The sequence below is a fragment of the Pedobacter yulinensis genome (genome assembly GCF_003029735.1).
Lineage (GTDB): Bacteria > Bacteroidota > Bacteroidia > Sphingobacteriales > Sphingobacteriaceae > Pedobacter > Pedobacter yulinensis.
This window is the reverse complement of record NZ_KZ686269.1, coordinates 981026-998925: the sequence shown is the minus strand read 5'-3', so window position 1 is coordinate 998925 and position 17900 is coordinate 981026. Positions and strand designations below refer to the sequence as shown.

16 protein-coding genes are annotated in these 17900 nt (G+C 51.5%); all 16 read left to right on the top strand.

Going from position 1 to position 17900, the window contains the following annotated elements:
- The first annotated feature begins 7 nt into the window (after window positions 1-7).
- The 16 genes from C7T94_RS11765 to C7T94_RS11690 all read left to right on the top strand — a co-directional run bounded on the left by C7T94_RS11765 (window position 8) and on the right by C7T94_RS11690 (window position 17898).
- On the top strand, window positions 8-1249 hold the full coding sequence (locus C7T94_RS11765; RefSeq protein ID WP_107215518.1) for a DegT/DnrJ/EryC1/StrS family aminotransferase: 1242 nt from the start codon (window positions 8-10) through the stop codon (window positions 1247-1249).
- 2 nt (window positions 1250-1251) lie between these two features.
- Window positions 1252-1890, top strand: a complete 639-nt coding sequence (locus tag C7T94_RS11760) for a sugar transferase (protein WP_107215517.1) — start codon at window positions 1252-1254, stop codon at window positions 1888-1890.
- Window positions 1887-2966, top strand: a complete 1080-nt coding sequence (locus C7T94_RS11755; protein WP_107215516.1) for a hypothetical protein — start codon at window positions 1887-1889, stop codon at window positions 2964-2966. The genes C7T94_RS11760 and C7T94_RS11755 overlap by 4 nt, the downstream gene beginning before the upstream one ends.
- Complete coding sequence (locus C7T94_RS11750; protein WP_107215515.1) at window positions 2963-4192, top strand: O-antigen ligase family protein; 1230 nt, start codon at window positions 2963-2965, stop codon at window positions 4190-4192. The genes C7T94_RS11755 and C7T94_RS11750 overlap by 4 nt, the downstream gene beginning before the upstream one ends.
- The gene (locus C7T94_RS11745; RefSeq protein ID WP_162618664.1) at window positions 4185-5336 is read left to right on the top strand and encodes a glycosyltransferase family 4 protein; all 1152 of its coding nucleotides are present in this window, start codon (window positions 4185-4187) and stop codon (window positions 5334-5336) included. The genes C7T94_RS11750 and C7T94_RS11745 overlap by 8 nt, the downstream gene beginning before the upstream one ends.
- The gene (locus tag C7T94_RS11740; RefSeq protein ID WP_107215513.1) at window positions 5333-6538 is read left to right on the top strand and encodes a pyridoxal phosphate-dependent aminotransferase; all 1206 of its coding nucleotides are present in this window, start codon (window positions 5333-5335) and stop codon (window positions 6536-6538) included. Before C7T94_RS11745 ends, C7T94_RS11740 begins: the two co-directional genes overlap by 4 nt.
- Window positions 6522-7076, top strand: coding sequence for a hypothetical protein (locus tag C7T94_RS11735; protein WP_107215512.1), 555 nt, complete (start codon window positions 6522-6524; stop codon window positions 7074-7076). Before C7T94_RS11740 ends, C7T94_RS11735 begins: the two co-directional genes overlap by 17 nt.
- A complete protein-coding gene (locus C7T94_RS11730) occupies window positions 7073-8140 on the top strand; it encodes an ATP-grasp domain-containing protein (RefSeq protein WP_107215511.1) in 1068 nt (355 codons plus the stop codon). The genes C7T94_RS11735 and C7T94_RS11730 overlap by 4 nt, the downstream gene beginning before the upstream one ends.
- Before the next feature lie 3 nt (window positions 8141-8143).
- The gene (locus C7T94_RS11725; RefSeq protein ID WP_107215510.1) at window positions 8144-9208 is read left to right on the top strand and encodes a glycosyltransferase; all 1065 of its coding nucleotides are present in this window, start codon (window positions 8144-8146) and stop codon (window positions 9206-9208) included.
- A gap of 10 nt (window positions 9209-9218) precedes the next feature.
- A complete protein-coding gene (asnB, locus tag C7T94_RS11720) occupies window positions 9219-11093 on the top strand; it encodes an asparagine synthase (glutamine-hydrolyzing) (protein WP_107215509.1) in 1875 nt (624 codons plus the stop codon).
- The gene (locus C7T94_RS11715) at window positions 11090-12184 is read left to right on the top strand and encodes an NAD-dependent epimerase (protein ID WP_107215508.1); all 1095 of its coding nucleotides are present in this window, start codon (window positions 11090-11092) and stop codon (window positions 12182-12184) included. Before asnB ends, C7T94_RS11715 begins: the two co-directional genes overlap by 4 nt.
- 381 nt (window positions 12185-12565) lie before the next feature.
- A complete protein-coding gene (locus tag C7T94_RS11710; protein ID WP_239494998.1) occupies window positions 12566-13933 on the top strand; it encodes a pectate lyase family protein in 1368 nt (455 codons plus the stop codon).
- Between the two features lie 90 nt (window positions 13934-14023).
- A complete protein-coding gene (locus C7T94_RS11705; RefSeq protein WP_107215507.1) occupies window positions 14024-15184 on the top strand; it encodes a glycosyltransferase family 4 protein in 1161 nt (386 codons plus the stop codon).
- A 161-nt stretch (window positions 15185-15345) separates the two neighbouring features.
- Complete coding sequence (locus tag C7T94_RS11700; protein ID WP_107215506.1) at window positions 15346-16350, top strand: hypothetical protein; 1005 nt, start codon at window positions 15346-15348, stop codon at window positions 16348-16350.
- On the top strand, window positions 16347-16838 hold the full coding sequence (locus tag C7T94_RS11695) for a GNAT family N-acetyltransferase (protein ID WP_107215505.1): 492 nt from the start codon (window positions 16347-16349) through the stop codon (window positions 16836-16838). The genes C7T94_RS11700 and C7T94_RS11695 overlap by 4 nt, the downstream gene beginning before the upstream one ends.
- A 10-nt stretch (window positions 16839-16848) precedes the next feature.
- Window positions 16849-17898 (top strand): GNAT family N-acetyltransferase, encoded by a 1050-nt coding sequence (locus C7T94_RS11690; protein ID WP_107215504.1) that lies wholly within the window; start codon window positions 16849-16851, stop codon window positions 17896-17898.
- Window positions 17899-17900 lie beyond the last annotated feature (2 nt).

Here is a 17900-nt window from a genome sequence, read left to right as displayed (position 1 = left end):
GCATAACATGAACATCTCATTTTCCCCACCATTCATTGATCAGCAGGTGATCGATGAAGTGCTTGACACCCTGCACACGAACTGGATCACCTCGGGGCCTAAAGTCAAAGCCCTCGAAGACGAGCTGATGGCCATTACCGGATCGCCGGCAGCCATTTGTGTCAATTCCTGGACCTCAGGTGCCATCATGGCCCTAAACTGGTTCGGCGTAGGCCCGGGCGATGAGGTGATCGTTCCCGCTTACTCATACTGCGCAACAGCCCTGTGCGTACTGCATTGCGGCGCCACTCCGGTAATGGTCGACATACTGGACGACCTGACCATAAATCCCGAAGCCGTTCTCGCCCGGATAACCCCCCGAACCAAGGCCATCATCGCTGTAGACATAGCGGGCTTGCCCTGTCACTACAACCGGCTCAACGAGCTGATTCATGCGAAAGACGTACGCGATCTTTTTGTACCGGCAAGCGTCAAGCAGGCCGATCTTGGCCGGATTCTGCTCATCAGCGACGCAGCGCATTCCATTGGCGCCAGCTACCAGGGCCGACCTGCCGCACTGATGAGTGACATGACAATTTTTTCGTTCCATGCTGTCAAAAATGTGACCACAGGCGAGGGTGGGTGCATTTGTCTGAACCTCCCGGCGGGGTTTGATGTGGCTACCGAAAGCCGCTACCTGAAAATGCTCTCCTTAAACGGGCAAAGTAAAGACGCGTTTACCAAATCTCAGGGCGGCAGCTGGCGCTACGATATCCTGTTCAAAGGCTTCAAAATGAACATGCCGGATATCTGTGCCGCAATTGGTCTTGCGCAGCTGAGGCAATATACCGCTGTCCTTTTGCCCATGCGCAAAAAAATATATCACAAATACCTGAGTGCGTTCATGGCGCAAGACTGGTTCATACCGCCTGTTTATGCCGACGGGATCCGTGAGTCCTCCTGCCACCTGTTCGCATTGCGCATCAGGGGCATTTCTGAAGAGGTCCGCGATGAACTGATCGCCGAACTGGCACTTTCAGGCATACAGGCCAACGTGCATTTCATCCCGATGCCGATGCTTACCTATTTCGAATCGCTCGGTTACCAGATCGCCGATTATCCCGAAAGCCGTCGCCAGTTTGCTTGGGAAATTTCGCTGCCCATTTATCCCCAATTGCGTGATGAGGAAACGGATTTTGTGATCGACTGCGTGCTGGATGCCGTGAACGCAAAGATCGGTTCAGTGGAAGTACCCGCTTTAACTGACTGACAATGAATAATAAAAGAATATTTGATATTGCGCTGTCGCTCATCGCGCTCCTGCTGCTCCTCCCGGTTCTGTTGCTGTTGGCAGTCCTGGTTCAGCTGAACTCGCCGGGCCCATCGTTTTACGCGCAGGAGCGTGTAGGCAGGCTGGGCAGGTGTTTCAGGTTATTAAAATTCCGCACCATGCATTGCAGAAATGCCGGCGGAAGCCTGTTGACAATCGGTATGCGGGACAGCCGCATTACGTCGCTCGGTTATTACCTGCGCAAGTATAAAATCGACGAATTTCCGCAACTGCTGAACGTGCTGAAGGGTGATATGAGTATCGTCGGGCCGCGTCCGGAGGTCTCCAAGTATGTTGCGCTCTACAACACCGAGCAGTTGAACGTACTTACTGTGCGGCCCGGTATGACCGATTGGGCATCAATTTGTTTTTTTGATGAGAACAGGTTGCTCGAGGAGGCTGCCGACCCCGAAGAATATTATGTGCAGCAAATTCTTCCGGTTAAGCTTTCATTCAACCTGCAATATATCAGGCGGCACAACTTAACAACCGATCTTCGAATCATCTTCCTGACCGGCAAACGAATGCTGGCCATACCGCGGCAACAACATCCGCTGGCGCACGCCTCCGAACAAGCATGAAAACACTGCGAATCATTGACTGGCCCGAACAGCGTTTTTATGGAGACAGCCATCCGCTGCATCGCTGGAAGCCGCTGCTGAAAGCATACGGCATCCTGATCGAGTTCTGCAGCAACCACCTGGACAGCAGGCTGGACGGGTCTGATTATTTGCTCATCCATTCCAGGTATTTCAAGGCTTGGCAGCACCTGCCTACGCGTACTCCGGGAAACGAAGCAGCGCTGCTCCGTTACCTATCTGTCATGAAAGGAAGAGTAGGGCGGCTCATTTGGTTTGATGCCGCAGATTCGAGTGGGTCTGCAGATCTGGCGCTGATGCCGCTCGTTGACGCAATATTGAAAAAACAACTGCTGAAGGATCGCAGCTATTATACCAACCGGTCGCCGGCGGCAGAATTAAGGATCTGGCTGAATAATCCCGGTACAGCACAGCCAGCCACACCCTTTCAGCCCTGCCAACCTGCCGAGCTGTCAAAGCTCAGGCTGGCCTGGAACCTCGGGTTGAATGATTACCGTTATTATGCCTGTAAAACAAGCCGGTTAAGCAATGTACTTAGCAGGAGAATTTACCCTGACCGGGTGGTCCCGGTACTGAAGAAACGTCCATATGATCTTGCTTTTCGGGGAACGCTTCATGCCGATGCCGCCGTAAATAACGTATCTGCGCAGCGCAATCAACTGTTGCAGTTACTTGGTACCCTCGGACGAAAGGTCGTAACGGGAAAAAATATCGGCAAGGCGGCCTACCTGCGGGAACTCAGAAACTCGAAGGTGAGCATCAGCCCTTACGGGTGGGGTGAGATCTGCTATCGGGACTTCGAGACCTTCCTTGCGGGAAGCCTGCTGATCAAACCTGACATGACGCACCTGGAAACATTTCCCAACCTGTTTCTTCCGGAACAGACCTACCTGCCGGTTCCATGGGACCTGACCGGTCTGAGCAACCTCGTACACCAGGTTCTGGACAACTATACCGAATACAGGCACATTGCCGAGCACGCGCAGGAACACTATCATAAACAGAGCAACGACGGGCACGCCTTTGTGTGCCAGCTGCTTCAAAGTATTGAACAATGACAACAAAAATAATGACCGGCCTTTTCATGTGCCTGTACCTGTACGCCATCTCACTCGGTGTGTTTATGACAGACCTGTTCAGGCTACCAGCGCCCTTGCTGTTTTGCCTCCCGCTTGTTTTCCTGTTCAAATGCCGGGAACGGGCTGATGGCAGCTATATCAACGAAGTCATGCTGCTGGCACTCGGTGCCTTTCTTTTTTATGCAGTGGGACTCGCTGACCTCACAGCCTTTATTGCGAACAGCCTGTGTATGGTGTTGTGTGCCGCCTACTTTTATTTTTTCGTTGGCGGCGAGCAGCCGCGTCTGCACCGAAGTATAGTCGTTTTCTTTTTGCTGCTCGGCATATCGGGCGCTGTTATGGTTCTCAATCACTTGTATGGCGCTTCTGTCGACAGCGTTCGGGAACAGGTACTTGGAGAAGAGGTCATGCAGAGCCCTTCCGGTTTGTCGACCAGCCAGTTTGTATTTGGTTACCAGGTTGCGGCTTTTTGCACCATGTTATTTGTAGCTTCTGTCGTTTACCGGCAGCCTGTGTACCTGCAGTTGCTCGCCTTTGCCATCTGTATTGCCCTGTTGCTGCTCGGTATGCAGCGATCGGCCTTTATCGCTTTCAGTATCGCTACTGTAATTTTCCTGGTTGCCTATTACCGCTACAAGGGAGTTTTCGCCATCGGCGCGCTGGTGCTTGCCTGTTTCCTTCTTTATCATTTTTATCTCCAGTTTCAGCTGGATGGTATCGAGAACATCATTACTAAAAATGAACACAACGACGCGGCCAGCAACCGTTCTTCATTGTCGGGAGAGAACTTGCGAATTTATCTCGATTACCCTTATGGACTGGTCTTTTATGGCAAAAACTGGGCAGACGTTATTTATCGCAACCAGGTCTTTTCGGCGGGAATTACTTCTCACAACGCCTACCTGATGTTTTTTACTTATCTCGGGCCCTTCCTTGGCCTGGGTCTACTGGCCATGATTTACCGGCGGCCTGTACAGATAATGCTCCGGGTTATCAGCGCGGTCCGTGAGCCGGAAAACCGCCTGCTGGTTTGCCTGGGCTTCTCGTTTTTAGCTACATCGATCAATGCCTTATCGCATAATCCCTGGCTCATCAGCAGCGACGGGCCAACGCTCTTCCTGTATTTCGCACTTCTGCATACCTGGAGCGCCAGGCAACAGACAGCCGCCTATCGCACACCTGCAACAAGTTTCGCCCATGCGTAAAACAAAAATTGTCCATGTAATCGGCTCGTTAAGCCGGGGAGGTGCGGAACGGCTGGTGGTCGACCTGTGCAATGAACTCAGTCGTTCGGCTTCGCTCGAAGTTGTGATCATTTCGCTGAAGTCGAATGAAGCGGGCAAGTCATTTGTCTCAGAAATCGGCCAGGCGGTACGCTATGTCACCTTTAACAAGGGTGCGGGATTTAGCTGGCAGGCACTCTGGTCACTTACCGCCTGGCTCAGGCGCGAGCAACCCGATGTGGTGCATTCTCACCTGAACGCATTCGAATACCTGTACCCCTATGTGCTGCTGAACCGGCGCAGTTCATGCGTGCATACGGTTCACAATATAGCCCCTGAAGAATGTCCTTCAATGCCGGTCAAAACATTGAGATCGCTTTTTTACCGATGGGGAAGTGTCAAACCCATTACCATTTCATTGGACGGACGCATTTCCTTTCGATCCTATTATGGGCTTGCAAACGATTGGCTGATCGAGAACGGCTGTAAGCCCGCAACGGCTGGTCAGGCGGTGAGTGAAAAATACCGACGGGCGTCCGGAACAAAGGTTCTGCTGCACGTGGCCCGCGTATCGCCCGAGAAGAACCAGGAGATGCTGATCCGGGTAGTCAGGAGATTCAATCAGGAAGAAACAACATGTTGCCGGCTGCTGATGATCGGGGAGGTGCACGACCTGGCGCTGGCAAATAAGTTAAAAACCCTGGCCGCGGGTGATGTGCACATCGAGTTTCTCGGCGGCCGCTCTGATGTAGCCGACTACCTGGCTGTTGCCGACATCTTCTGCCTGCCCAGTCTTTTTGAGGGCATGCCTATTTCCCTCCTCGAGGCCATGTCTGCCGGATGCATTCCCGTTTGCACCCCCGCCGGCGGCATGGGCGATGTCATTGACCATGGCTTTAACGGATTTCTCAGCGACGGCCTGGACGAGCACGCGTATTATCAGGCGCTCAAGACTGCTGTCTATTCGAAAGATACTGAACAACTGAGCGCTCGTGCCAGGGCAACATTTGCCACCAAATACCACATTTCTATTGCCGCCCAAAAACACAAGGCGCTTTATCAAACACTTGCTTCGCCAGAACCGGGCCAGGTGCAACAAACAATCCAACCAGAAAACAGCATATGATCAATTTTACACCGGCTGAGCGCCAGATTGTCCTCCAATTGGAAAGACTGAAAAGACAGGCGGGTTCGCACTCGCCGAGTATTTTTACCCTCCGGCAGAAGCTGGCAGACGTCGATATAAAAGTCGATGCCTGCTTCCTGTCAAACCCCTACGCCACGGAACTTTTTATAGAATATTTTAACCGTGAGATCCTGGAGACTGGCCGCATGCGCGACCTGATGGAATGCTATCCTTCGCAAAACCGGGTCATTGCAGAGACGCTGGCCGATTTTCTCCGGGTAGACCGCCGCCGCATATTTATTGGGAATGGGGCCATTGAAATCATACAGGCGGTCATTCATAACTTTGCCAGGCGCAAGGTCATCATCAACATCCCCACATTTTCCAGCTATTATGAGTACGTAAAGCCCGGGGTGGAGGTTGTTTTTAACCTGCTTAAAAAAGAGGATCATTATGAACTGGACGTGGATGAATATATCTCGATGGTCAAATCGCACCAGCCAGACACGATTGTCCTCATCAATCCGAACAATCCGAACGGAGCTTATACGAAGGTGTCGGCCATTCAGCGCATCCTGGAAGAATTGCCTTTTGTAGAACAGGTGATCGTAGATGAAAGCTTTATCCACTTTGCCTATGAAGACGAAAGTTATGGATTGATGTCGCTCAGTCACCTGGCAAGCCGTTATCCGAATCTTGTCGTGGTAAAAAGCATGTCTAAAGACTTCGGCGTAGCAGGAATCCGCGCCGGGTACGGGATTATGTCGCCAGACCGGGTAGAAACACTGCTCGCCAATGGTTACCTGTGGAATTCAAACGGCCTGGCCGAATATTTTTTCAGGCTGTATGCGCGGGAAGATTTTGCGCGCCGCTATGAAGAGGTCAGGATCAAATACATTCTTGAAAACCTGCAATTTATCAGCCGGCTCAAACAGGTCGAGGGCATCAAGGTCTATCCGAGCATGGCCAATTTTGTCCTGATCGAATTGCCGGCCGGCATTCGTTCGGCTGATTTCGTAGCCAAGCTGCTGATCACTTATGGTATATACGTCCGGGTTTGTGACGACAAAATAGGGTTGGAGGGGCAGTTTATCAGACTTGCCTCTCGCTCCAGCATTGAAAACGACTACATTCTGCAAAGCATTTCAGCCTGCCTGGACTTCAGCCTGGTCAAAGAACTCGAGAATGAGCAAGTGGATTAAAGAGCTGATCATTGAGTCGGTCAGACGATTTTTTATACTGAGACTCGGCGTGCTCGCCCGCTCCCGGCCTGGCAGCCGTACGGTTTATGTGGTAGACATCGATAACACGCTTGCCCATACCTGGCCCTCCCTGTGCGACGGCTATATACGAACCGAAGCAAGTCGTTATGAAACCCTCTCAATATTCAGGGGAATGCGCCAGCTTGTTGTCGAACAGGCTGCCGCAGGCCATCTCGTCGTTTTTGTCTCTGCCCGCAGTTACCATTGTTACTTTTCGACCATGCGCTGGCTCAGGGCCTGCGGCGTACCTTTCGATCAGCTGATCCTGGTTTATCGCGTGAGCGAGAAGATCGGTTTTATCGACCTCCTGATCGCAAAAGGATTGAACGTCGTGTATATCGACGATCTGAGCTACAACCATGAGGCAGGTGAAGTCCGGTTTTATGAAGAAACGATCCGCAGGGTCAGAAACATGCCTATCCGGTATTTCGGCCTTGCCGAGATCGAAGCAATCAATGATTCAATTGCCCGCACATGAAAAAAATTCTGAAAAGGTTTCGCCGGCTGGCGGCCATAATCACGCTGATCCGGTGGCCCTGGCTATTTCGGTGTTATAGCCGGAAGGCAAGCATTCTGTTGTGGATTCCAAAACTCTCTCTGCGTTATTTTGGTACGGACGCTTTTGTGTGGGACATGGCTACGCTCGCCTCTCTGGTCCGTAAGGGCGAACGCTTCAGGGTGGTTACCGGACTTCAGATTGGACGGTTTCATAACAAAAAGATTTTTTTTACCCTTAGCGGGACCTATAATGTTTATGGTTTTGCCGACCATACAAGCGTATTGCAACATGTCGCCATGCAGCTCGAGCAGCAGGGAAACCAGGTATACCCGGCCAGCCGCGAAGTGCTGTTCTGGGAAAATAAAGCACATATGCACCGGGCTTTCAAACAGTTGGGTGTCAATGAGCCCGAATCCAGCATTTGCGAGGATCCGGCAACACTCCTGCATATGCATCCCAGATTCCCGTTTCTGATCAAAAGCGAACATTCGTGTGCCTCTAAGGGCTTATATAAAATCGGTTCCAGGCAAGAGCTGGAGCAATTGATCCGGGACCCTGAATTCCAGAAATACAACAAACGAATTATCGTTCAGGAACTGATTAACATGCGCCGTGACCTGCGTGTCATCCTGGTTGGAAAGGAAATCGTTGCACATTACTGGCGCATTAATCTCGCGCCCGAATGGCGGCCAACGGCAACAAGCAAGGGCAGCAAAGTGGACTTTGACAGCTTCCCCGAGCATTGGCGTTCGCATATCCAGGAAACCTTTGCCACATTAGGCCTCACTACAGGTGCGTTCGATATCACCTGGCAGAACGACGACCTGGATACGCCGCCGCTATACCTGGAAGTGAGCCCGTTTTACCAGCCCAATCCCCGTATGGCCGCAGGAAATACACCCTATTCCAATTATAAAACCGGTTTGCAGCTCAGAAGATCCTGGGATGTGGGGTATGTCAGGCTGATCTTCGCGATCAAACACAAACAGGTGGCCGCATATCTCGACCCTTCAGGAGTTTCTCAGCCGGCCTTAGCCAATTAACTCATGGCCCGGATTAAAAAGATCCTGTTCCTTACGCCTTCAATGAGCAAGGGCGGGGCAGAAACACAGTTGCTGAAGCTGGCCATCTACCTGGTTTCGGCAGGATATCGTGTGCACATCGTTTCCTTAAAACCAATTAATGAATTTGAAGGGTTTTCACTGCCTCCTGATCTGCAGATCACTTATTTGCAGGAGTGGAAGTACAATGGTCTGGTAAACACTCGGAAACTGCTGGGCATCTGTGCCGCATTTAAACCTGATGTGGTGCTGGCCTTTATGTTCATCGCGATCCTCTTCGCCAGGGTCCTGAAAATGCGATTCTCGTTCCGGCTGATCTCGAGCATCCGTATATCGACCATTCAAACCAAATGGAAACTGCTGTTCCGGCTGACCGCGATGCTTGATGATGTGGTTGTTTATAATTCACAGGCCTCGAAACTCTGTTTCGAAAGCCGGGGCCTGGCAAGGCATAACGGCGTCGTTATTCATAACGGAATATCGGTTCCAGCGCAATGTGAGCGGCCCAGGGGGCAGGTATTTCGCTGGGTCTGCATTGCGCACCTGCGCTGGAACAAGGATTACAAGACACTGTTTAAGGCTATTTCTTTGCTTAAACACCGTTCCTTCCGGGTCTGTATCGTAGGTGACCTGGATAAATCTTCCTGGCCCAGGCAGATGATTGCAGAACTGGGTATTGATGCGCATGTAGAATTACTCGGGTTTCAGCAGGAGGCCGTTTCCGCCCTGAAGGGGGCAGATGCTTTCGTGCTTTCTTCAATTTCTGAAGGAATGCCGAATGCCATCCTCGAAGCCATGGCGCACGGCTGTCCGATCGTTGCCACCGACATTGCAGGGATCCGCGAATTGGTCCAGCCGGCCGCCTGCGGGTTTCTGAGCGCTGCCGGCAACGAACGGCAACTGGCTGCACGCATGGAAATGATGATGCAGCTGAGCGCAGGCGAGCGTATTCGCAAAGGACAGCAGGGCAGGGCCTTCGTCGAGCAGCATTTCGAAGATAAAAAGGTCATGGCCGACTGGCTGCGGCTTATCAACTCACCATCCATTTAACAAAACCACCATGTGCGGCATCTTCGGAACGCTTAATTACCACCAGGATATTGACGATATGATCCCGTTTAGCGGATTGTTGCATCGCGGCCCGGACCAACAGGGCAGCATGCGGGTCGACAACCTGAAGCTGTATCATACCCGGCTTTCTATACAGGACCTCAGCGAGGCCGGCAAACAGCCCATGATTTATAAAAACCTCTCCATCGTTTTCAATGGTGAAATATATAATCACCTGCAGCTTCGCGAGAAGTACCAGATTCGTGCGGCGTCAAATTCTGACACGCTAACCATTCTGATGCTGTACGAGCGGCTTGGTATGGCCATGCTCGACGAGTTTGACGGCATGTTTGCCTTTGCATTGTACGATAGGGAGAAAAAGCGGCTATTTCTGGCCAGAGACCGGGCCGGGAAAAAACCGCTGTATGTGTATCGCCACGCCGGCACCCTCGCCTTTTCTTCTGAGCTTAACCTGCTCAACGCGATTTTCCGCCCTGAACCCGATCTTTCTGCGCTCTCTGCATACCTATACCTGGGCCACCACTATCGCAAATCGGTGCCCTATAGAGGGGTTGAAGAACTTGAAAACGGCCATTACCTTCAGATCGGTACCGTTACCTTGGAAGAAAAGGACATTAGCTGGTTTTCTATGGAACGGCAGTACGCTGTTTCAGGTCGCCTGTCTTTTGGTGAAACGCTGGATGAAACAGACCGGCTTTTAAACAATGCGGTGCGCAGCCGCATGCTGACTTCAGATTTACCTGTGGGCAGCTTTTTAAGCGGGGGCATTGACAGTGGGCTCGTTACCGCGATGGCCGCGGCACACACGCCCAGGTTAAAGACTTTTACTGTAAAGATGGCCGGCGGGTTCGATGAGTCGGCACTCGCCCTTCAGGTGGCGCAGCGGTACGGCACCGAGCATACCACAATAGAAATTGAATTTTCTGACCTGTCTAACGACATCGAGCAGATTCTTGCCAACTATGGCGAACCGGTGTCAGACAATTCGGTTATTCCCAGTTATTATGTAGCGAGGGAAGCCAGCCGGCATCTCCGTGTCATTCTGAATGGCGACGGAGCTGATGAATTGTTTGGTGGCTACCGGCGGTACGTCCCATTTCGGTATCTGGACTTTTTCAAACCCCCTGGTTTGCTGTCGGGCGCGTCAAAGCTGCTGGACGCTGTGCTGCCCATTGCACACCAAAAACAGAGCAATTTTACTTATTTGAGGCGGCTGATCGCCTTCAGCGCGAAGAAAGATCCATTACAGGTTTATGCCTCAGCAGGGGCAGATCTGCTGAACGGCTTTGAAGACCAGTTTATCCAGCCGCCCGCACTCGATCACATTGCGGCAGATCTGGCCCGCATCAATCAGTCTGCAATGTCGCCGCTTAGCAAAATGCTGGTCATGGACTTTCAATCCATGTTATTTGGCCGGCTCCTGCCCAAGATGGATATCGCTACAATGGCCCACTCGCTTGAGGGCCGCAGCCCGTTCCTGGCACGGGACCTGCTGACTTTTGCCCCGAGCTTGTGCGACTCGGCAAAAATATCCGGTTTGGAGACCAAGTTTGTGCTCCGGCAGCTTGCAACCCGCTACCTGCCCGAGAATCTTGTGGGCCAGCCAAAACGCGGCTTCGAGGTTCCGCTTTCAGACTGGGTAGATGGCAAGCTCAAGGCGGTTATTGGCGATTACCTGACTGCTCCCGCGCCGCTCTATGCCGGCTTGATTTCGCCGCAGTTTGTATACAAGCTAATGGCCAGGAAGATCAGAATCTCTGATCAGCGCCGGGCAAAGATCCTCTTTGCCATTTTCAGTATGGAGGTGTGGAATAAAAAAAGAACGATGCGTCTCGCAAACGAACCCCAAATCTTACAATCATGAGCAAAATTCTTGTAACCGGCGCGGCCGGTTTTATTGGTTTTCACCTGGTTCAGGCCCTGCTTGCCCGCGGCGATGAAGTTGTCGGCATAGACAACCTGAACGACTATTACGACGTTTCACTGAAACACGCCCGGCTGGAGCAGTGCGGAATCTATCAGAAAGACCTGGTTCCGGCGGTGCTTACGGCCAGCGTGACGAACCCGGCCTATCAGTTCGCCCAGCTGGATCTGAATAACAGGCACGTGCTTCAGCAGCTTTTCGTAGACGAAGGGTTTGAACGTGTTTGTAACCTGGCAGCGCAGGCGGGTGTCAGGTACAGCCTGAGCAATCCATCAGCTTATATCGAGGCCAACATCAGCGGTTTTCTGAATGTCCTGGAATGTTGCCGGCACTTCAAAATCAAACACCTGGTCTACGCGAGTTCTTCGAGTGTATACGGACTGAATAAGAAAATGCCGTTTTCGGTTCGCGACGCCGCAGTACACCCGATATCACTGTACGCTGCATCAAAAAAATGCAATGAGCTGATGGCGCATACCTATAGCCATTTGTTTGGCATTCCCACGACCGGGCTGCGGTTTTTTACAGTATACGGCCCCTGGGGCAGGCCTGATATGGCGCTGTTTCTTTTTACGAAAGCGATTCTCGAAAATAAGCGTGTCGATGTTTATAATCACGGCAACATGAGACGTGATTTTACTTACATCGACGACATCGTCTCCGGTATATTGCAAGTGCTTGATACCCCCGCGTGTCCCGATCAGACCTGGGACCCGCAGCATCCCGACCCCTCCACATCGAGCGCCCCTTTCAGGGTACACAACCTGGGCCGCGGCTTGCCGGTGCGGCTATCAGACTTTATCTCTGAGATTGAAAGAAACACTGGAATTAAAGCCAAAGTGAATTTATTGCCCATTCAGGATGGCGACGTGGAAGAAACCTTTGCAGACATCGATAGTATGGCATCGCTTGCAGGATATGTTCCGGCGGTTTCTATAGCCGAGGGGGTAGGCAAGTTCGTTACCTGGTACCTCGAATTCTACGGCCGCGGGCTCGCCATCCCAGCGGCAGAAAAAGCAGCGGCAGTCTAAGCTACGCCTGATAAATTCGGCGGTATTTAACCTCACCAGCACCACGTTTCATACAAACTTGGACATTAAATATCCAAGTGCACAGCGCGGTTCAAAAAAAGTTTGAAAAAAGATAAAAAAAATCAAACAAAACGCCGTTCGTGATCGAGAGAAAATAATTAATGTCTGAATTTTATTTTGCTTTTTTTGTTTTCTGTATTCGTTATGCGTCTGTCATATTATGATAATTTACCCGTGTTTTGGATTAATTTCTGAAACCTTCCCTTTTTGAGTTACCCGAAAAAACACGCTTCATATACAAAAACGCGCTCATTTTCCCTAAAATCCCGATGTGTACCAAACCGAAAGCAGCATTCGTTACGGTTGTAAACTATCAGGAATATGAAGCACACACAAACTAACAAATCACTGGTCATGAACGCACTATTGGTACTGGCTGTCTTAGGAACTTCCAGCTGTGAAAAGCAGGTCACAGCACCGCCCGTTGCCGACCCACTGGTAATCACAAACAAGAAAAGTATAGTGAGCGAACCTTCAGGGCTGCTGGTAATCGACCAAAGGTACGTTACAGCAGAGGAGGGTAGCGCTTTCAAAGTGCGCGGGCTACCAGAGAGGGGGGACACACCGGATGACCTGGACGCCTCGAGCATGCGGCTGTTCGAGGACGGCCGCGAAATCGGGCCGGCACATGCACTGCACAGCGAGATCAGGCGAAACGGCAACGGCCGGTTCAGCCACTGGCAAAACGAATTGTTTTTTAGCGCCTCAGATAATTCTGACCCGCGCACCAACGGCCGCACGTATACTTACCAGCTGCACCGGGAGGCGCCGGCCCAGTCGCCGGGAATTCTTCTGCCGATACTGAGTAACGCGCCGCTTGGCTACGCATCTGTTAACGGCCGGACAACGGGCGGCGCCGGCGGAGTCGTCGTCACCGTGAGCAGCCTGAATGAACTGAGAAACGCGCTCGAGTCTGCGCAGACCCTGATTGTACGCGTCCAGGGTAACATCAGTGGAAGGGGCTTTTTGAATATCAAATCAAACAAGACAGTTTTGGGTTTGCCGGGTTCGGTGCTTGATGGTGTAGCACTCCTTATTTACGGAGCCAACAACATCATTCTTCAAAACCTGGTTATCAGAAATGTGGTCAACTATTCAAACATCATGATCAAGGAAGACGCGCATCATGTCTGGGTAGACCATTGCGACCTTTCTTCAGACCGTGACCATGGCTGGGATTACTATGACGGTTTATTAGACATCGGCAAACGGGCAGACTACATCAGTGTTTCCTGGAACCGCATGCATGACAACCACATCCCCATGCTCATTGGCTTTGACGACCGCAATACCGATGATGCAGGCCACCTGCGTGTAAGCGTTTATAATAATTACTTTTATAACGTTTCTGAGCGCCAGCCAAGCGTTCGATTCGGTACGGTTCATTGCTTCAACAACTACCACAGAAACGGAAGCGGCTATGCGATCGGTGTGACTATGAATGCGCTGGTACGAACAGACAATAACTATTTCGAAAACCAGAAAGAGCCCCTCAAAACGAATTATAATGCGCGCCCCGGACTGATCAGCGGTGCCGGAACGAACATTTACCGGAACTCGGGACAAAACCGCATTACAACAGAAGAATCGTTCTGGGCTCCGCCTTATAGCTACCGCGACCTGTTAAGCAGTGTTGCAGAGGTACCGGCGCTGGTTACCGCTGCTGCCGGTGCTACTTTAAAACTTTAAAACCAACCATTCTACGTGTAAACGCCCGGCAGTAATCCTGCCGGGTTTACATGTTTGCGGTGGTTTCTCCTCACTTGAACCCCAACGATTATGACGAAGAAAATTCTTATTGCCTGCGATTCGCCACGGTCGCTGCTCGATTTTCGGGGCAAGCTGATCGAGCAAATGGTCTTACAGAACGAGGTGTCGGTGTTTACGCCGCCCATCGAACAAGAATCCATCCGTACCAAACTCGCCGTGCTTGGCGTAACAGTATATGAAAATCATCTCCGGCCCAGTTCGGTAAGCCTGGTCCAGGACCTGCGGTATATGGCTGAGCTATACCGCCTGTTGCGGAAGCTTAAACCCGAGGTGTTTTTTCCTTATACTTTCAAGCCGGTTATCTATGGGACCATCGTGGCCCGGCTGTGTGGCATCAGGCGGATTACACCGATGCTCACGGGACTTGGCAATACATTTCTGCGGCGTAAACGGGGACCGACGCTGGTGCAGCGTATCACGCGCGCGTTGCTCAGCATCAGTCTTTCGCCGGCAAGGCACGTCCACCTGATCCTGCAGAACCCCGACGACTACGGTACATTGCGGCGCAGCGGCGTCTTAAAACGAGGAGCCAACGCACATGTGGTGAATGGCTCGGGCGTAGATCTTGAACAGTTTACCTACAGTAAGCCGCCGGTGAACCCGCCATCCTTTTTGATGGTATCACGACTGATCAATGCAAAGGGCGTACGGGAGTTTTACGAAGCGGCCAAGCTAACAAGGCTTAGCCACCCGGAAGCTACCTTTACCATTATCGGGGCCTTCGAAGACAACATTGATTCGATCAGCGCCGAGCTGTATGAACAGATTGCAGGCGGCAACGCCGTTCAATACCATGGCCTGGTATCAGATGTCAGGCCGTTTATTGAAGCCGCATCGGTTGTAGTTCTACCATCTTATTATGGCGAAGGTGTACCCCGGAGCCTGCTGGAAGCTATGGCAATGGGCAGGGCCATCATTACCTGCGATTCTGTTGGTTGCAGGGAAACGATCAACCCGGATCCGGGGTCTCGCAATGGATTGCTGGTGCAGGCCAGGAATGCGAAAGATCTTGCAGATAAAATGCACCACTATGTTGTCTGCCCTGAAGATATCGTTGATTCTGGCCGGAACGGCAGGGCCTTTGTCTGTCAAAAATTCGACGTACTGGCGGTCAATGCAGATATGCTGCGCATCATGGGCATACCGGCGTCGGTAGTGCCGGTTACTTGACGCAGGCCGTCCTTTTTGCCCAACGGTCGCTTCACTATCCTTATCGCTGCGCTGACCTTTGCCAGCTACGCAGTCCTGCCCCGAATTACTTTCATCCATTTTCACACGCCTGCCTATTCCGTATAGGCCGTTACCCTTGCTATGCCTGAAACGACCACACCATGACCAAAAGTTTTAAACATAAATTCGATATCCGTTCGTCAGCACCGGGTAAAATGAAATCAATCGGCGGGTACCTTGAACTCCAGCTCTCAAACGAGTCTGAATATTACCCGGCCCTGCTGCGACTGAATACCGGAAGAAATGCGCTGGAGTACATTCTAAAGACGAAGGCGTATACGCTGATCTACCTTCCTTACTTTACCTGCGAGGTGATTATGGAACCGGTTCGAAAACTGGGCATCCAATACCAGTTTTATACAATCAACGAACAGATGGAGCCGGTGCTGGATTTTGAGCTCGGCCCGAACGACTGCCTGCTCTATACCAATTATTTTGGTTTGAAGCAAGAAACAACCATCGCACTTAGAAAGCGTTTTGCAAACCTGATCGTCGACAACTCGCAGGGCTTCTTTTCAGAACCCGTAGCAGCCACAGATACATTTTATTCCTGCCGCAAATTTTTCGGGGTGCCCGATGGTGCTTACCTGCAGGTATCGGGGCCGGCGCGTCTTAAACTGGAGCGCGACGTATCGGTCGACCGTTTTTCGCACCTCATCAGAAGTATTGACCTGGGCATTGAGAACGGATATAGTGATTACCTGGCTAACAATAATGTGCTTTCGGGTAATCCCATCAGGAAAATGTCGGTACTCACGCAAAGCATTCTTTCGGGTGTGGCTTATAAAGCTTGTAAGTACCGGCGCAACGCCAACTTTATGTATTTGCATGATTTCCTGGTCAACCACAACGACTATGTCTTCGACGCGTCGAGCGTGAACGGACCAATGGTGTATCCTTTTTCGCACCCGTCCACATCGCTTCGCGAGAAACTGTTAGAAAAGCGGATCTATACGGCTACCTACTGGCCAAACGTATTCAGCTGGACCACAAAAAAGATGTATGAATATTATCTGGCGAGTCACCTTATTCCGCTGCCGATTGACCACCGCTACACCCATCTCGACATGAAGCGGATCATTAACGTGCTTAAAAATCACCTATGAAAGAACAGGTTTACCTGCGCCAGCTTCGTCTGTGCGATATGGAACATTCAGTTGTGTGGCGGAACACGCCTGCAATCTGGGTTCACACACGTTTCCGGCCCGAAAAGCTCATAACGCTTGCAGATGAACGGAGTTGGTTTTGTAAGACTGCATTGCGCACAGATGAGCTCAGGCTTGCGATTTGCCTCAAGGAAGACGACCGGTATATCGGGAACGTACAGCTGATTGGTATTGACCGGCAGACCGCCGAGTTCCACCTGTTCATCGGTGATTCCGCATGCCATGGGAAAGGCGTCGGTAAAGAAGCGACCTGGTTAATGCTGCGAATCGCCTTTCATGGCCTTTCGCTCCAAACGGTTACGCTGGCTGTGCATGAAGAGAATGCTGCTGCGCGGCACATCTATGAATCATACGGTTTCACAGAAACCACTTACCAAGAACCATTTCTTCAGATGCAGCTGCATCGTTCCGTGTTCACGGCTTATTAAACATCAGACTATGAAAAAAACTATTGCGCTGGCCGATCAGGCAGGCTGGAACGGCTATATCAGCCGCGCACACAGCCATGATTTTTACCACACCCAGGATTACCATTGTCTCGAGGCCTCGGGTGAAAGCCTTTTATTTGTGTTCGAAGAGAACGCAATATTTATCGCGATCCCGGTTGTGAAACGAAAAATTCCGGGGACAGACCGGTTTGATCTGTCTTCGGTCTACGGGTATACCGGGCCGGTATGCAACCTGCCATTCGCCGAGCTTTCCGGCGACTTTATTCACCGTTTTCGCCTTGCCTTCATGCAGTTCTTCGAAGAGGAGCGGGTGGTGTCGGTGTTTCTGAGGCTGCACCCCTTTTTTGACCAGCTGAACCTTTTTGAGCCACTGGGCGGGCTGTTTGACAACGGACAGGTTGTTGCGATCGACCTGCAGCTGCCCCTCGAGGCGCAGCGCTCCCAATACCAGACACAGGTGAAGTCAAAAATCAAGCAATTGCAAAAACGCGGTTTCACGGTGAAGGAAGCGCGGGGGCCGGAAGCGATCAGCACCTTTCATCAGATCTATACAGAAAACATGGTCCGTGTGAATGCCGCATCGCATTATCTTTTTTCCAAAGCGTACTTTTTCGCACTGCTCAACTCAACCCAATTTACCGCCAAGCTGCTGTTTGTTTACAATGAAGCCGGCGATTCGGTTTGCGGTACGGTCATCACGTTTGCGAGCGGTATCATGCAAGCGCACCTCATCGGAACCGCGAACGCCTATCTGGCAGACTCGCCGGCCAAACTGATGGTAGACGAAGCCAGTATACTCGGCCGGCAACTGGGTATGAAGTACTATAACCTGGGCGGGGGCTTTGGGTTCAGGGAGGATAACCTGTTCGGATGGAAGGCAAGTTTTTCACACACCAGGTTTCCATATACAACCTGGCGCTTCATAGCCGACCGGCAGCAGTATGCCGCCGCGGTGGCCAAGAAGATGTCAGGCACAGATGAAACGGTCGATTTTTTTCCACTTTACCGGTACAGCGAGCCATTGCTGGCAGAAAACTAGAA

Coding starts and splice junctions, on each gene's coding strand:
- C7T94_RS11695 (WP_107215505.1), top strand. CDS start 16,347: ATGAAAGAACAGGTTTACCTGCGCCAGCTTCGTCTGTGCGATATGGAA.
- C7T94_RS11690 (WP_107215504.1), top strand. CDS start 16,849: ATGAAAAAAACTATTGCGCTGGCCGATCAGGCAGGCTGGAACGGCTAT.
- C7T94_RS11730 (WP_107215511.1), top strand. CDS start 7,073: ATGAAAAAAATTCTGAAAAGGTTTCGCCGGCTGGCGGCCATAATCACG.
- C7T94_RS11740 (WP_107215513.1), top strand. CDS start 5,333: ATGATCAATTTTACACCGGCTGAGCGCCAGATTGTCCTCCAATTGGAA.
- C7T94_RS11715 (WP_107215508.1), top strand. CDS start 11,090: ATGAGCAAAATTCTTGTAACCGGCGCGGCCGGTTTTATTGGTTTTCAC.
- C7T94_RS11725 (WP_107215510.1), top strand. CDS start 8,144: ATGGCCCGGATTAAAAAGATCCTGTTCCTTACGCCTTCAATGAGCAAG.
- C7T94_RS11735 (WP_107215512.1), top strand. CDS start 6,522: ATGAGCAAGTGGATTAAAGAGCTGATCATTGAGTCGGTCAGACGATTT.
- C7T94_RS11755 (WP_107215516.1), top strand. CDS start 1,887: ATGAAAACACTGCGAATCATTGACTGGCCCGAACAGCGTTTTTATGGA.
- C7T94_RS11705 (WP_107215507.1), top strand. CDS start 14,024: ATGACGAAGAAAATTCTTATTGCCTGCGATTCGCCACGGTCGCTGCTC.
- C7T94_RS11700 (WP_107215506.1), top strand. CDS start 15,346: ATGACCAAAAGTTTTAAACATAAATTCGATATCCGTTCGTCAGCACCG.
- C7T94_RS11750 (WP_107215515.1), top strand. CDS start 2,963: ATGACAACAAAAATAATGACCGGCCTTTTCATGTGCCTGTACCTGTAC.
- C7T94_RS11745 (WP_162618664.1), top strand. CDS start 4,185: ATGCGTAAAACAAAAATTGTCCATGTAATCGGCTCGTTAAGCCGGGGA.
- C7T94_RS11710 (WP_239494998.1), top strand. CDS start 12,566: ATGAAGCACACACAAACTAACAAATCACTGGTCATGAACGCACTATTG.
- C7T94_RS11765 (WP_107215518.1), top strand. CDS start 8: ATGAACATCTCATTTTCCCCACCATTCATTGATCAGCAGGTGATCGAT.
- C7T94_RS11760 (WP_107215517.1), top strand. CDS start 1,252: ATGAATAATAAAAGAATATTTGATATTGCGCTGTCGCTCATCGCGCTC.
- asnB (WP_107215509.1), top strand. CDS start 9,219: ATGTGCGGCATCTTCGGAACGCTTAATTACCACCAGGATATTGACGAT.